The sequence below is a fragment of the Halalkalibacterium halodurans genome, from assembly GCF_005671335.1.
GTDB lineage: Bacteria > Bacillota > Bacilli > Bacillales > Bacillaceae_D > Halalkalibacterium > Halalkalibacterium halodurans.
The window spans coordinates 1,705,728-1,720,546 of record NZ_CP040441.1 but is presented as its reverse complement, the minus strand read 5'-3'; the positions used below and the strand labels follow the sequence as shown (position 1 = coordinate 1,720,546).

Annotated in this window: 14 protein-coding genes and 1 riboswitch; of the genes, 2 read left to right on the top strand and 12 right to left on the bottom strand. The window is 45.2% G+C overall.

Features of this window, described 5'->3' with window-relative positions; translation table 11 throughout:
* Nucleotides 1-34 precede the first annotated feature (34 nt).
* On the top strand, nucleotides 35-847 hold the full coding sequence (locus FED51_RS08485; protein WP_138090386.1) for a DUF2935 domain-containing protein: 813 nt from the start codon (nucleotides 35-37) through the stop codon (nucleotides 845-847).
* Between the two features lie 36 nt (nucleotides 848-883).
* On the opposite strand, the gene FED51_RS08480 is transcribed toward FED51_RS08485, so the two are convergent.
* From FED51_RS08480 to FED51_RS08470, 3 genes are all read right to left on the bottom strand, one after another.
* Entirely contained in the window at nucleotides 884-2,101 is a 1,218-nt protein-coding gene (locus tag FED51_RS08480) for an ISL3-like element IS651 family transposase (protein WP_138090175.1), read from the bottom strand.
* A gap of 205 nt (nucleotides 2,102-2,306) precedes the next feature.
* A complete protein-coding gene (gene scpB, locus FED51_RS08475) occupies nucleotides 2,307-2,900 on the bottom strand; it encodes an SMC-Scp complex subunit ScpB (RefSeq protein ID WP_010897724.1) in 594 nt (197 codons plus the stop codon).
* On the bottom strand, nucleotides 2,869-3,651 hold the full coding sequence (locus FED51_RS08470; protein WP_053431416.1) for a segregation/condensation protein A: 783 nt from the start codon (nucleotides 3,649-3,651) through the stop codon (nucleotides 2,869-2,871). The genes scpB and FED51_RS08470 overlap by 32 nt, the downstream gene beginning before the upstream one ends.
* A 148-nt stretch (nucleotides 3,652-3,799) precedes the next feature.
* On the opposite strand from FED51_RS08470, the gene FED51_RS08465 reads away from it, so the two are divergent.
* Nucleotides 3,800-4,336, top strand: a complete 537-nt coding sequence (locus FED51_RS08465; RefSeq protein ID WP_053431417.1) for a DUF309 domain-containing protein — start codon at nucleotides 3,800-3,802, stop codon at nucleotides 4,334-4,336.
* 103 nt (nucleotides 4,337-4,439) lie between these two features.
* On the opposite strand, the gene FED51_RS08460 is transcribed toward FED51_RS08465, so the two are convergent.
* The 9 genes from FED51_RS08460 to FED51_RS08420 all read right to left on the bottom strand — a co-directional run bounded on the left by FED51_RS08460 (nucleotide 4,440) and on the right by FED51_RS08420 (nucleotide 14,814).
* A complete protein-coding gene (locus FED51_RS08460; protein WP_053431418.1) occupies nucleotides 4,440-4,787 on the bottom strand; it encodes a GNAT family N-acetyltransferase in 348 nt (115 codons plus the stop codon).
* A 191-nt stretch (nucleotides 4,788-4,978) separates the two neighbouring features.
* A complete protein-coding gene (gene ribH, locus FED51_RS08455; RefSeq protein WP_010897720.1) occupies nucleotides 4,979-5,449 on the bottom strand; it encodes a 6,7-dimethyl-8-ribityllumazine synthase in 471 nt (156 codons plus the stop codon).
* Nucleotides 5,450-5,486: 37 nt separating this feature from the next.
* A complete protein-coding gene (locus tag FED51_RS08450) occupies nucleotides 5,487-6,701 on the bottom strand; it encodes a bifunctional 3,4-dihydroxy-2-butanone-4-phosphate synthase/GTP cyclohydrolase II (protein WP_010897719.1) in 1,215 nt (404 codons plus the stop codon).
* A 23-nt stretch (nucleotides 6,702-6,724) separates the two neighbouring features.
* On the bottom strand, nucleotides 6,725-7,372 hold the full coding sequence (gene ribE, locus FED51_RS08445) for a riboflavin synthase (RefSeq protein WP_010897718.1): 648 nt from the start codon (nucleotides 7,370-7,372) through the stop codon (nucleotides 6,725-6,727).
* The gene (gene ribD, locus FED51_RS08440; RefSeq protein ID WP_010897717.1) at nucleotides 7,353-8,459 is read right to left on the bottom strand and encodes a bifunctional diaminohydroxyphosphoribosylaminopyrimidine deaminase/5-amino-6-(5-phosphoribosylamino)uracil reductase RibD; all 1,107 of its coding nucleotides are present in this window, start codon (nucleotides 8,457-8,459) and stop codon (nucleotides 7,353-7,355) included. The genes ribE and ribD overlap by 20 nt, the downstream gene beginning before the upstream one ends.
* A 289-nt stretch (nucleotides 8,460-8,748) precedes the next feature.
* Nucleotides 8,749-8,896, bottom strand: a riboswitch (FMN riboswitch).
* A gap of 212 nt (nucleotides 8,897-9,108) precedes the next feature.
* Nucleotides 9,109-9,864, bottom strand: coding sequence for a DeoR/GlpR family DNA-binding transcription regulator (locus tag FED51_RS08435; RefSeq protein WP_010897716.1), 756 nt, complete (start codon nucleotides 9,862-9,864; stop codon nucleotides 9,109-9,111).
* 94 nt (nucleotides 9,865-9,958) lie between these two features.
* A complete protein-coding gene (rhaA, locus tag FED51_RS08430; protein ID WP_053431419.1) occupies nucleotides 9,959-11,215 on the bottom strand; it encodes an L-rhamnose isomerase in 1,257 nt (418 codons plus the stop codon).
* Between the two features lie 28 nt (nucleotides 11,216-11,243).
* The gene (gene rhaB, locus FED51_RS08425) at nucleotides 11,244-12,647 is read right to left on the bottom strand and encodes a rhamnulokinase (protein ID WP_053431420.1); all 1,404 of its coding nucleotides are present in this window, start codon (nucleotides 12,645-12,647) and stop codon (nucleotides 11,244-11,246) included.
* 97 nt (nucleotides 12,648-12,744) lie between these two features.
* Nucleotides 12,745-14,814 carry a bifunctional rhamnulose-1-phosphate aldolase/short-chain dehydrogenase gene (locus FED51_RS08420; protein ID WP_053431421.1) on the bottom strand — a complete coding sequence of 690 codons (2,070 nt, stop codon included), beginning with the start codon at nucleotides 14,812-14,814 and terminating at the stop codon, nucleotides 12,745-12,747.
* Between the last annotated feature and the right edge of the window lie 5 nt (nucleotides 14,815-14,819).

The window sequence follows — 14,819 nt, the reverse complement described above, 5'->3', positions numbered from 1 at the left end:
CATACGTTGAATCGAGAAAAAGGAGGTCATATGTATGCAAGGGTATGAGAAGGTTGCTTTGTTTGAGCACCGCTTCTGGTTACAAGTATTGGGCGATCATGCTAGGTTCATTCGCGATTCTCTTTCGGTGAAAGAGGAAGATCATATCGAGCGGGCGCAAATGTTTATTGATATCTTCGATCGTTTGCTTGAAGAGAGCAAGCAGCCTCTAACGGGAGAAAGGCTGTTTCAACTAACGACATCTGCCCACGAGCAAGCGGGAGCGATTCGATCGTTTAAGCTTCAGCTCATTCGTGAGCATTTAGTCAACCAAATTACGATCGAGCTGTCCCCGACATTTTTAAACCATATGGTGAACGAAGTAGAGGAATATTTACGTCTATTGCCATACTTAGAAAATCAACAAATCCCGCCTAAAACACATCCCCTTCATCACCACTTAGTTTGGCTATTGGATGCTGCTGGACACGCAGGTGGCCTTTCCAATTCGATGGACTTAACCGAAAAAAAGTTAAAGGAAAAAAGTGATGAATTTACGGTAAGGTTTGAACAATATTATATTAAAGCGGTGGAAATGGCCGGTTATTTACGAGCGAACGTTGAGCAATTCCCAGCCCTACAACGCTTTAACGAGGATGTCCAACTAGAAATCGTTCTATTTCAGACCTTTTTAGATGAACTTGAAGAGATGGAGCTATCCAATCGCTTGCTTGGAACATTGGATGCTTTAATGGCGGATCACATGTTTCGCGAAGAATGCTACTACTTGATGAAGCTAGCGGAAGTGACAGAGCTCCACCCACCAGACTGTGATCCGACAAAGCCGCGTACGAAAACAGGTTCTTAGTCAAATGTTGGGGTGGCATAGGAGGGCGAGCCCCTCTTATCCTACCCCGAATGTTTGATGTTTGAATTGATGATGCAAGAGAATACGGTTTCGCAAGCGATCATAACGCCGAAAACCAAAGGCATTTCTCTTAATCACCTTCGTTTGATTATTCAGTCCTTCGATAAAACCATTGTTTAAGCCAAACGCGAAGCTATTCAAGATCTCGGTCTGCCAGTTCTTCAGCGTCTGAATGGCTCGGTGGAACTCCTTTAACGGGCTCGCCTCCACTCTTCGGTAAAAGGCGTAGAGCCCTTGCTTCACCTCGCTCATTCGTCCTTCCCTTCCTTGCATCTTCGCTTCTTGATACCACCGACGAAAATGTTCTTTTAGCTCATACGCTTCCCTTAAATCAGGGGATAGCTCTAAGTACCGCTCCACCTTCTTCTTTTGCTTATCATCCAGTCCTTCTCTCTCTTTCTGAAACAGATGTTTGATCCGTTTACATCGTTTTCGATGATACGGATGGAACGCTTTTTGCACTCGGCGGCGAACCCCTTCCAGAGCCCAGTAGATGTAACGACAGAAATGGAACGGATCCCCAATGATGAGCGGGTGGCCTAAGGCCTTTTGAACAGCCGACTTGAAGGTATAACTAAGATCCATCACGACCGTTTTTACATGATGACCCTTCTCTTGAAGATATCGTTTAAGCGTATCGGCTTTACGATCCGGTAAGATATCCAGTGGCTTCCGTGTATCTGCATCCGCAATGATCACTTGATATTTCCCCGCATTCGTATCCCCTTTGTAATCATCAATCGCAATCCGAGGAGGAAGGTGATCCACCTTCTTCACGAGGGGGGCCGCCAATTGATCAAACCGGCGCATGGCAGTTGTCACGGACGTTTGGAATTGATTCGCTGTGTCCGTAAAGTTCTTCCCTTGAATGAGCCGTAAGCGAAACGCTTGATTCCATTCCACTGTCTGACGCTGATATCGCTCTACAAAAGAGGCTTTCTCCGCAAACCGCTTCCCGCATCTGCACGCGTACCGGCGCTTTCGATAGAATAGATACACCCACCGTTCAAAGAGCTTGAGATGTTGAACTTTTTGGATGCGGTAATCATGGATTCTCTCGGTTCTCTTCCCGCAGGATGGGCAACGATGAGGCGTTCGCGGCATTTCTACATGGAGCGCGATAAAGTCCTCTCGTTCCTCCATCTTTGTGACCTTCACACCTTTTAATCCGGGCAAATCCATGGTAAAATTCATCGTACACGCAGCTCCTATCCTTTCTTTGTTTCTCAACAATTCAAGGATAATGGATAAAGGAGCCTGCGTGCATTTTTTTTGCCCTCTTTTGTGCAAAAACCCCAACATTTATTGTAGAGCCCGAAAACATAGATGGACCAACATTCAAAAAGCTGTGCTAAGTCGCTGGATTCGCTTCGTTTCGACTTTAGCACAGCTTTTCTTTTTATTCTTCGTGAAACAAGCTTCCTTGTTCCATTTGTTGAAAAAACAAATCGGCTTCCTCTCCTATGGAGGATTCATCAATATCTTCTGGTAATGGCGGTAGTTCTTTCAATGACTTTAAGCCGAAATGATCAAGAAATTGAGGTGTTGTCCCGTACAAAATCGGCCGCCCCGTTCCTTGTGCCCGCCCGACTTCTTTGATGAGTAATCGAGATGTTAACGTTTGGATGGCTTTCTCCGATTTCACCCCACGGACCTCATCAACCTCGATTCGCGTAATCGGTTGCCTGTAGGCGATAATCGCTAACGTTTCTAATGCGGCTTGGGACAACCCTGACTGCAATGTTGATAACGCTAGCTTCTTAAAATAAGGAGCCAATTCAGGTTTTGTTGAAAGACGAAAGGCATGGGCCACCTCTTCAATTCGGAGGCCGCGCGCCTCATCCGTATAGGAAAGGCGCAGTTCCTCAAGTGCTGCATAGACGACATCTGTGCTTAATTCAAGCAAATCGCAAAGCTCCTCGAGCGTCACGCCCTCATCTCCCCGCACGAACAAGATCCCCTCAATGGCTGCTTGAAGCTCTTTCAATGTCACGATTCTTCCCCTCTCTTCGGTAAATCCAAATGTCGGCAAAATTTTCGTTCTGCTCGCAATAGATCGCGTCCGTTTTCATTAATTCCAGCATTGCTAAAAATGTGACAACCATATGGCCACGCCCCTTTTCAACAAAAAGATCCTGAAACCGGCATTTCCCGTTGCACTTTTCTAAATCTATCAAAATATCCGTCATCCGTTCATCGATCGAATATTCTTCAACCTTGACCGTACTCGTTCTTGGTCTGCTATACGCTCTTCGCTTCAACAACTTTTGATAGGCAGCAAGCATGTCAAAAAGAGTCACCCCTTGAATGGACTGTCGCTGTCTTTCTTCCTCTGTTAAATAGTCATCCAAGTTGTCGGGCAACCTCGTATGTACTTGGGATCGCTCCCCTTCTTTTTCCTTTAGCTCTTGTGCCGCTTCTTTGTAGCGCCTATACTCAATGAGCCGGAACATTAACTCCTCACGCGGATCTTCCTCTTCATACTCAAACGTCTCATCAAAAATTTCCTCCTGTTTTGGCAATAACATTTTGCTCTTGATTTGCAGCAAGGTCGCGGCCATCACCAAATATTCACTCGCCACATCTAGCTGAAGCTCTTGCATCGTGTGGATATATGCCATATATTGTTCTGTAATTAACGCCACAGGAATATCATAAATATCTACTTCCGCTTGATTAATTAAATGTAACAGTAAATCAAGAGGCCCCTCAAACGTATCAAGTTTTACACTGTATGGATTCATTTCATCACCGTTAAGTTCGTTGGACTAGTGGGATTATATCATAACTTCCCATCCAACGGGAGTTTCGTTTCATGTAAATAGAAGTAAAATGCCTACATCCTATGTTAGACTATTGTTAGAGTTTTTAGATAGAGTGGAGTGAATAGCTATGTACGACGAAGCCTTCCATGAATATCTTGTGTATTTTCACGGATTTCGAGATTACTTTGAATGCCATGAAGTGCTAGAAGAGCGTTGGAAGCAAGACCCACCAGGCAGGCGAAAGCCTCATTGGGTGGCGCTCATCCAAATTGCTGTAGGGCTCTACCACGAACGGAGAGGCAACGAAGACGGGGCCAGAAAAATGTATAAAAACGCCCTTCGCCTCATTTCAATCGAGCATGCCCCATTACAGGAGCTAGGCCTTGATCCAGAGAAACTATCGGCCCTAGTGCAAAACCATCTGGACTTATTAGGCAAACGCCCTTTTTTCGACATGAATCTACCGCTAGCGCCAGATGTCCTTCAGTACGCCCAAGCAAAATGTCGCGAATGGGGAGGGGTTTGGGGTATCGACAGTGACTTGACGAATATACAGCTTATCGAAAAGCACTCCACTCGAGACCGGAGTCAAGTTATTTCCGAGCGTCAAAGACAATTAACATTGCGAGATGAGCAGCGTAAAGAAAATGAGACTCGTGGATGAACGATGGGACCTTCTTGGTCTATATAAAGCGCTGTGACCCTTTCTCTTTCATAAAAAAAGGCTTGAAAAGTCTAACGTTTTAGACTTTCAAGCCTTGAACGATTCAGTCATCTTGACAGACGTCAAAAAAAGCTCTCGTTTCTTTCGTTGGTAAAAGCCGTCCTTCAAGCCGACGTTTCACCTCTTCTATCAATCGTTTTCCAAGTCCTTCTTGGCGAAAGGAAGGGTTTACACTAAGATGATGTAGTTCAGCGTCCCCATTGGCTAAATGACAAACGCCAATGACGGCCACATAATCATCTTCAACCTTCCATAAAAATAACTCCCACTCTGTTTCTTTTTCATAAAGATCGATCGTTTTCTGCAATTTCTTAATCTCTTTTTCTTTCGGCATAAACGAGATTAAGCCCATAGCGATTTTTCGCTGTGCAGATTTATACGGAAATAACATGATTCTCCCTCTTTTTGGCAACTTGCTTTACGCAAAGCCAATTGACTTTTTTCCATTATATCATTCGACACATCTAGACGTACGTTGTCCTCTCGATTTCATAATAGATAGCAAGACGAATTAAAAAAGGGCGACCCTCATCCATAAGTATTCATGGAAACGATAGAAGAGTCAACCCTTTTTTCCTGCTATTATTTTGACAATTCTTTACTTAAATTCGCCATTTCAATCGCCGCAGCAGCTGCTTCCCAGCCTTTGTTTCCTGCTTTTGTCCCAGCCCGCTCGACGGCTTGCTCAATCGTATCTGTTGTTAAGACACCGAAAATAACCGGAATACCAGTGCTCATGTTGAGCGCGCCAACCCCTTTGGCCACCTCATTACATACGTAATCAAAATGTGGCGTTGAGCCGCGAATGACCGTTCCAAGCGTAATAATAGCATCATATTTCCCAGACTCCGCCATTTTTTTTGCCGCAAATGGAATTTCAAAGGCACCTGGTACCCATGCCACATCCACATCAGCCTCGGAAGCCCCATGCCGCCTTAGTGCATCCTCTGCACCACCAAGCAGCTTACTCGTAATAAATTCATTAAACCGTCCAACAACAATTCCTACCTTTAATCCTTCTGCAACTAAATGTCCTTCAAACGTTTGTCCCATGTTCTACGTCCTCCTCTAGAATGAATGTTTCGTTCAATTACGAATGAGTAAAATTTAGCAGATGTCCTAACTTTTCGTGCTTTGTTTTCAAATAGCGCTCATTATCTTTGTTATGAGGTAATTGGAGCGGCACCCGTTCAACCACTTCAAGGCCATACCCTTTCAAGCCCGTAATTTTTCGCGGATTGTTTGTAAGGAGGCGCATTTTTGACACACCTAAGTCGCGTAAAATTTGCGCGCCCATTCCATAGTCCCGAAGATCAGCGGGAAAGCCTAATTTCTCATTTGCTTCTACAGTATCATAGCCTTCTTCTTGAAGCTTGTATGCCTTCAACTTATTCATGAGACCGATACCACGACCCTCTTGACGCATATAAAGGAGTATCCCTTTGCCTTGTTGCTCGATTTGTGTGAGAGCTGCCTGGAGTTGTGGGCCACAATCGCAACGGTGAGAACCGAACACATCACCTGTTAAACATTCGGAGTGAACACGAACGAGTGTTGGTTCACCTTCAACAATCTGTCCTTTCACTAAAGCGACACTCTCTTTTCCATCAATGACATCTGTATAACCGATTGCACGGAATGAGCCGAAATCCGTCGGTAAGGAAATATCTACTTCACGCTTGACAAGCTTGTCTTTACGGTGACGATATTCGATTAAATCTTTAATTGTGATCATCTTCAGTTCAAACTGATCGGCGATTTTTCGCAAATCAGGAACTCGTGCCATTGAACCATCTTCTTTAATGATTTCACAAATAACCCCTGCCGGCTCAGCGCCTGACAAACGAGCTAGATCAACGGCCGCTTCTGTATGACCGGCCCGTCGGAGTACTCCTCCGTTTTTCGCTATTAGGGGGAAAATGTGACCTGGTCGTTTGAAGTGGTGCTTTTTCGTTTTCTTATCAATTAACGCCTGAATCGTCATAGCCCGTTCATGGGCAGAAATTCCTGTGGTCGTCATTTGATGATCAATGCTGACGGTAAACGCCGTACCATGGGGATCAGTATTATGGTCCACCATGGGGACAAGATCTAATTCCTTTGCCCGCTCTTCCGTAATTGGCGTGCAAACGAGACCACGGCCATGCGTGATCATGAAGTTAATCACTTCTGGTGTTGCTTTTTCAGCAAGGGCTACAAAATCCCCTTCGTTTTCCCGATCCTCATCATCACAAACGATCACGACTCGACCTTGCATTAATTCATATATTGCTTCTTCAATCGGATCAAATAGCTTTTTGTCCATATTATCACCAGCCTTCTGCCTGTTTAATTGTATCCGTGCTCTGTTAAAAAGGCTTTCGTCAGCCCGCCTTCGTTCACTGGTTTTCCTTGCTGCACAAATTGCTCGATGTATTTTCCGATCAGATCGCATTCAATGTTGACGATATCGCCTGCTTTTTTTAAGCCAATGATCGTTTCCTCCATGGTATGAGGAATAATCGAAATCGTAAACGTTTTGTCTGAGACGTCAAAAATGGTGAGGCTTGTGCCATCCACTGCAACCGAGCCTTTATGGATCATATAACGACGTAAAGATGAGGACACTTCGATCGTATAATATACAGCGTTGTCCTTCCGTTCTTTTTTACGGATCGTACCGATTCCATCCACATGACCTGAAACAATATGTCCACCGAACCGACCGTTAGCTACCATCGCCCGCTCTAGGTTGACCCGCGAGCCTTTGCTCAGTAGACGTAAGCTCGTTGCTCGAACCGTTTCCGGCATCAAGTCTACGGTAAATTGAGTGTCAGTAAACGAAGTAACCGTTAAACATACTCCGTTAACCGCGATGCTATCGCCTAATTGCACATCACTGACAATTTTTTTGGATGTGATCGTCATCACGATCGCTTCCCCTGTTTGCTGAATCGCATCAATGGTGCCTACATCTTCAATAATTCCCGTAAACATCGTTTCCATCCTCCTTCGCCCTTGCCACAATCTTCACATCTGGGCCAATTTGTATCACTTCCTGCACTTCAAATGGAAGGGCGTCCGCTACAGCAATCACACCGTCACCACCTATTGCTGTCGGGGCTGCAGCTCCTCCAAAGACCTTTGGAGCTAAGTACGTTATCACTTGATCGACGGTGCCTGCTTTTACAAAGCTACCGTTTACGGTCGCACCCCCTTCCACAAAGACAGAAAGAATATTTTTTTCTCTAAGTGTTTCAAGTACAGCTTCTACAGAGACGTTAGGTAACGAAAAAACTTGAACTCCCTTTTCTTCGAGGGCCTTTTTTTTCGCTTTATCAGCTCTCTCCTCAGTAAATATCCAGGTTGGTGCTTTCCCATCAGTGATTACGTTCCTATCAAGAGGTGTGCGAAGACGACGATCCAGGATGACCCGAACTGGGTTCAATCCTCCAGCAGCAAGTCTCGTCGTGAGTGACGGATTATCAGCAAGTACCGTACCTACACCAACAAGAATAGCGTCGTGTTCATGTCGATACCGGTGGACATCCTCCCTCGCTTGCTCGCTCGTAATCCATTTGCTGTTTCCCTGAACTGTTGCCGTTTTCCCATCCAGAGTCGTGGCCGATTTGATCGTTACATAAGGTCGTTTCGTTCGCACAAAGTGGAAAAAGATCCGGTTTAGATCTAGCGCTTCTTGCTTACAAATACCTACCTCCACTTCGATTCCCGCTTGCTGCAATTTACGAATCCCCCGACCGGACACTTTTGGGAACGGGTCCTCTGTGGCAATTACGACGCGAGCTACACCTGCCTCGATCAATAAATCAGCACACGGAGGGGTTTTACCATAATGGCTACATGGCTCTAACGTTACGTACGCCGTCGCACCTTTTGCCTTCTCGCCAGCCATTCGGATCGCATGAACTTCAGCATGAGGCTCTCCAGCTTTTAAATGAGCCCCCATGCCGACGATTTGCCCATCCTTGACAACGACTGCGCCAACGAGTGGGTTTGGAGAGGTTTGCCCTCGGGCTGACTCAGCGAGTGCTAGTGCTAGCTTCATATACTGTTCATCTGTCATCACATGTTACCACCTTTACCCGATTAGAAAAACTTTCTTTCGTTCTCTTGCGTCTCCCTTTTTTTATATAATGATTCGAAAAGCGAGTGTCATTCTTTGGAAAGCGCAAAAAAGCCCCAGAGATTTTGTTCTCACGGGGCATACTTTGACATACGAAAATGCGTTCGCACGTTGTCATGCGACAAGCAGTGGTTCCATTTGGACAGACTTCTCCCTTGTGTATACGTAGGTTTTTTGCCCACGAGAAAGAAGATGTGCAATCATGCACATTTTTCCAAATTGAACCGTACGTTTCCTTCTCCCATCCAGACTTTCACTGTCGGTCCCGGATTTTCACCAGGTCCACCGCTTACTGATATCAGCAACCGGGTCACGGACTAAGAAGCATTCGCTTCATCACCGCCGGTCGGGATTTCCACCCAGCCCCGAAGGATAAAAATTAATTATTCAATTTTCCTACTGGAATCCGATCAACCTATCGTTCTCGATATAATCGAAAACCTGCCAACATCCTGCCACGTCATAAAACGGGGGATTTAGCTGACTCGATCGTATCACCAGCAAAATAAAAAAGCAAGGATTTTAACTTTCTTGCTGTTCACCTTCATTGCACAGCGCTTAGTTGGTTTAGCACTCAATCACCAACGAACTAAGCACGAATCACGTCCATTTCTAACTCTTGAAAGTCACTGATTTGTTCCTCACTAGTTTTTGAATCTGTAATGATCGTATCAATCGTTTCCATCGACGTAATTCGCGAAAAGGCTTGCTTTCCAAATTTCGTATGATCGGCGAGCAAAAACACGTGATCGGAAATATCGATCATTTTCTGTTTCACGAGTGCCTGCATTTCGTTGGAGTCGCTTATCCCCCGCTTGGCATGCACTCCTTGGCAAGAGATGAACGCTTTGTTCACATGATACAGTTCAAGCGTTTGATTCGTTTGGGGGCCAACAAAAGATAACGATTTTCGTAGTAAGGTGCCTCCTACCGTAATCACCGTTATTTTTTCTCGTTTGGCTAGCTCCATCGCCACTTTCATCGAGTTCGTTAAAACCGTTAACGGTACATCTGGCAACCGTTTCGCCATATACCAAGCGGTTGTGCTCGCATCTAAAATGATTCGATCGTTCGTGGTCACATATGTGACCGCTTGAGCTGCGACGGCTTGCTTTTCATTTACATTTCGGATTTCCCGTTCAAAATATGGGGCCTCTGTGTCTTCCTTTATGCTAACTGCTCCGCCATGGCTTCGTTGCAGCTTCCGTTCGCTTTCAAGCTTTTCTAAATCACGGCGAATGGTCTCCTCAGTTACGTTAAACAATTGACTTAATTCCGATACACGAACGCTCCCTTTTTCAGTGACGAGCGCAATGATTTTTTCATGCCTTTCGGCTACAAGCATCGTTTCTTTCCCTCCGTGGACATGTCAATTTACTAGCTCTGTTCAACATTTTAGCCGATGAATGGGAAAAATGCAGCCACGATTGACTGCACTCCTAATGGCGCTGGAGCAGCACTTCTTTCTCATAGATCGCAATCTCCTTGAGCCACTCCTCTTTAATGGGCACATTCATCCTTTCGCAATATTCATTCCATATCGCGCCCAGCGGATACGTTTTAAATTCTTCTAGCACTGCCAACCGTCTCGTATAATCTCCTGTCTCCTGCCACTCTTTTAACTGTTTGTGCGGGATGAGCATAGCGAACAACAATGCTTTAATCACATTGCGCGTTCCAATCGTCCACGCCGCGATTCGATTAATGCTCGCATCAAAGAAATCCAATCCGATCAGGACGCGATCAAGAGCATCGTTTCGCACAATTTCCAAGGCAATTTCCCTCAGCTCATCATCAAACATGACGACGTGATCGCTATCCCAGCGAACCGGTCGGGAGACGTGTAAAGCGAGCTTATCATGAAAAAGGAGCATCGCGGAAATTTTATTAGAGACCGTTTCAGTCGGGTGGTAATGGCCTGTATCGAGTAAGCAGAGCTTATCATTTTTCAAGGCATAGCTTAAATAAAACTCGTGGGAGCCGACGACATATGATTCAGAGCCGATGCCAAACAGCTTGCTTTCCACCGCATCAAGATTGTACGCTTCATTGATCTCAGCAGCAAAAATCTGATCCAGCGATTCCTTTAATCGTTTTCGAGGGGTTAAGCGATCACTCGGTGTATCTTTGTAACCATCAGGAATCCAAATGTTCGTTAAACACGGGGTCTCGAGCTCTTTCCCAAAATACTCACCAATCTTTCGACTAGCGATACAATGGTCGATCCAAAACTGACGAATCGCTTGGTCTGGGTGAGCAAGGGTCAGTCCGTCTTTCGCTTTTTCATGAGAAAACAACGTCGGGTTAAAATCTAGCCCTAGCCCATGCCTTTTCGCCCAACGGACCCACTTTTCAAAATGCCCCGGTTCGAGTTGATCCCGCTCCACCACTTTACCGTCCGTTTCTGCATAAATCGCATGCAAATTAACGCGATGCTTTCCCGGGATCAGCGACAGCGCTTTTTCTAAGTCCATCCGTAACTCTTCAGGGGTGGTCGCTTTCCCTGGATAATCTCCCGTCACATCAATCCCGCCAGACAACTCGCCTTTGCTCAATTCGAAGCCGCCTACATCGTCTCCTTGCCAGCAATGGATCGATATTGGAACTTGCTTCAACCGCTCAAGTGCTTCCTCTACGTCAATGCCCCATTGTCCATATTCTATTTTCGCTCGCTCAAATTGACTTTTCATGCTCATCCTAAGCCTCCTTGTCACGTATGTTTACCTATTCCCTATCTGCCGAAACGTACCGTTTCACGTCGAAAGAGTCATAAATCAGCTTTCGCGCCTGCTGTATCGATTCGATTTCGCCTAGCGCCATCCACTGGGCTACGAGATTTCCAATGGCCGTTGCCTCAATCGGGCCTGCAAATACATCTTTTTTCGTTCGATCAGCAATGAGCTGGTTAAGTAATTCATTACGACAACCACCACCGATGACGTTGATAGATTTAAAATCTTTTTCAAAAATGTCTTCGATTTCAGCGACTGCGCTCGTATAGCTTTCTGCGAGGCTTTCAAACACGCACTTTGCTACTTCACCGGGGTGCTCCGGAGCTTGTTGACCGGTTTCTTGACAATAGCGTTGAATTTCTTTGATCATGTTGGTAGGCTTTAAGAATCGAGGATCATTTACATCAACAGTAGATTTAAACGAAATCCCTTTAGAAAGCTCAACTAATTGAGCAAATGAGTAACGGTTGTCGTAGTTCCGCCTCACCTCTTGAATCATCCAAAGACCCATAATGTTTTTTAGAAAACGGAACTGGTAGTTCATTCCACCTTCATTTGTGAAATTATAATCTAACGCTTTTGTTACACAAATTGGAAACGAATTCTCTACTCCAATGAGTGACCACGTTCCCGAGCTAAGATAAATGGTGTCCGCCACTTTCGGAACGGCAACAACAGCTGAGCCCGTATCATGAGTAGCTGGCAAGATCACCTCAAGGTCAAAACCAACCTCTTCTACCCATTCACTTTTCAACTTTCCAAGGGATTCTGTTGGCAATTTGATTTCTTGAAACATATCGGGGTTGAACCCTAACGCTTCGATAATGTCTTTGTCCCATTTTTTTGTAAACGCATTAACGAGCTGAGTCGTCGTCGCATTTGTATATTCATTCGCTTTTTTTCCTGTAAGCAAAAAGTGAAAATAATCAGGAATCATTAAAAACGACTTTGCTTTTTTAAAAATGTCAGGATGTTGTTTCTTTAAAGCATACAGCTGATAAATCGTATTGAACTGTTGAAATTGAATTCCCGTTTCTAAGTATAAACGCTCCTTCATAAACTGCTCGATAACCTCTTCCATCACGCCATCAGTGCGAGGATCTCGGTAGGAAACGGCGTCGGTTAACGGCTTGTCGTGCTCATCAAGGAGGACAAAATCGACCGCCCATGTATCGATTCCCATCGATACAGGCTCAATCCCAGCCTCGCGACACTTTTTGAGTCCTGTTTTAATCTCTGAAAATAGAGCGTCCAGGTCCCAACAAAACTGTCCGTTTTTCTCAATGATTTGGTTTTCAAAACGATGAATTTCGGTTAAGTGGATTTTTTTGTTACACTCCCCAACAATTAGCCTTCCACTAGAAGCGCCAATGTCGACAGCCAACGAATAGTTCATTTTACAGCACCTCCTATTTCATAAGTGCTTTCTTATTTGTCTTTGAAGCAGCCCACCCATGGATCATTCACCTGGGACGGGGGCAACCTCCGTATAGTTATCGCGTGAATGCAGCAGGAACACCGCCATCAACCGTCAACATGCACCCGGTCGTTTTCTCCGCTTTTGACGAAGCAAAGAATAAAATTGCTGCAGCAATATCTTCCGGGTAAACATTGACGAGCAAGGTCGTTCGTTTACGGTAGTGCTCCTCCAGTTGATCTGGTTCAATTCCGTATGCAGTCGCACGTTCTTGTCGCCATCTGGATCCCCATATAGCAGATCCTTGTAGTACAGCATCCGGGAGGACAGAATTGACACGGATCCCAAACGGGCCACCCTCTGCTGCAATGCATCTCGCCAAATGAGTTTCAAGTGCTTTCGCCGAACTATACGCCGTTGCATTTTTTCCTGCATAAACAGAATTTTTTGAACCAATAAACACCATATTTCCACCCGTTCCTTGCACTTTCATTTGCTTAAACGCTTCACGGGCGACGAGGAAATAGCCTGTTCCTAGTACGTTCAAGTTCAAGTTCCATTCGTCAAGAGTGGTTTCATCAAACGGACTAGACGTTGCCAAACCTGCATTGTTGACAACAATATCAATGCCTCCATACGTTAAGGTAGCCTGTTTAAATGCAGCTTGTACTTGCTCCTCGCACGTCACATCCATTTTTACCGCAAGCGCCCGGTCCGTACCGTACTGCTCATTTATTTCGCTAACGACCTTCTCCGCTCCTTCAAGATTAAGGTCAGCAACAACGACATGGGCTCCTTCAGCGACGAACTGACGGCACGTCTCGCTACCAATTCCACCAGCTCCACCAGTGACGAACGCTACCTTTCTCGAAAACTCAGCCTCAGCCGGGGCTAATGATAGTTTGTAAAGTTCAAGTGGCCAATACTCAATATTGTACGATTCGTTTTCATTCAGAGAGACAAACGTTCCAAGAGCAGTTGCTCCCTTCATCACCGCGATTGCTCGATGATAAAGAGCGCCACTCACGCGAGCCATCGTGACGTTTTTCCCTGTGTTCACCATTCCGATTCCTGGAATGAGAATCACGCGCGGCGCAGGCTCAAACATCACATCGCCTTCGTTTTTGTTCCGTTCAAAATACGATTTGTACTCCTCTTTAAATGAGGAAATTCCATCCTTAATGGCATCGATTAACTGATTGATGTCGTTCATAGACGGGTCCCACTTAACGAACAGTGGCTTCATCTTCGTATGCACCAAATGATCTGGGCAAGCCGCCCCTACCTGTGAAAGTCGAGCTGCATCTACACTATTCACGAACTCTAATACATCGTCACCGTCGTCAAACGTGACAATCATTTTCTTTTCATCGCTTACAGCACCGCGGATGACCGGCATCACATTAGCGAGCATGCTCATACGCTCTTCTTTTGCTAATGCTGTATATTTCCCCCCTCCGAAAATAACGCTTTCATTAATCCGTGAACGAATGTACGCTTCCGCTTCATTGATGACTGATATCGTTCGGTCATAACTTTCCTTCGCTGTCTCCCCCCAAACGACGAGCCCGTGTTTTTCCATTAATACTAGCTCAGCATGAGGATTTTTTTGTACGCCCTCAGCTATCATTTTTGATAAAGAAAACCCAGGTCTAACGTATGGGACCCAAACGAATCGATCACCAAAAAGATTCTTTGCGATTTCCTTACCATTATCAGCACAACAAATGCTAATGATCGCATCGGGATGTGTGTGGTCTACATGCTTAAAGGGTAAAAACGCATGAAGCAACGTTTCAATTGATGGACGCGGATGATTTCGATCGATCATACAATGACCTAAGTATTCAACCATTTCTTCATCTGACATTTCCTCGCGCTCGATTAACGGACGAATATCTTCCAAGTTTAAACCTGTGAAATTCTTCGCGCCCATGGTTGCAAGATCAGAACCACTTCCTTTCACCCACATGACTGCGATTTCACGGCCACGAAAATCTTTTTCTACTGTTTTCATCGATGTATTACCACCGCCCCAGTTACAAACGGCACGGTCTGAGCCGATTAAATTCGACCGATATACTAGTTCATCAAGTCCTGTAGAAAGAGTAGCAGCTTTTTCTACATCCCATGCATTTTGTACCATAAATA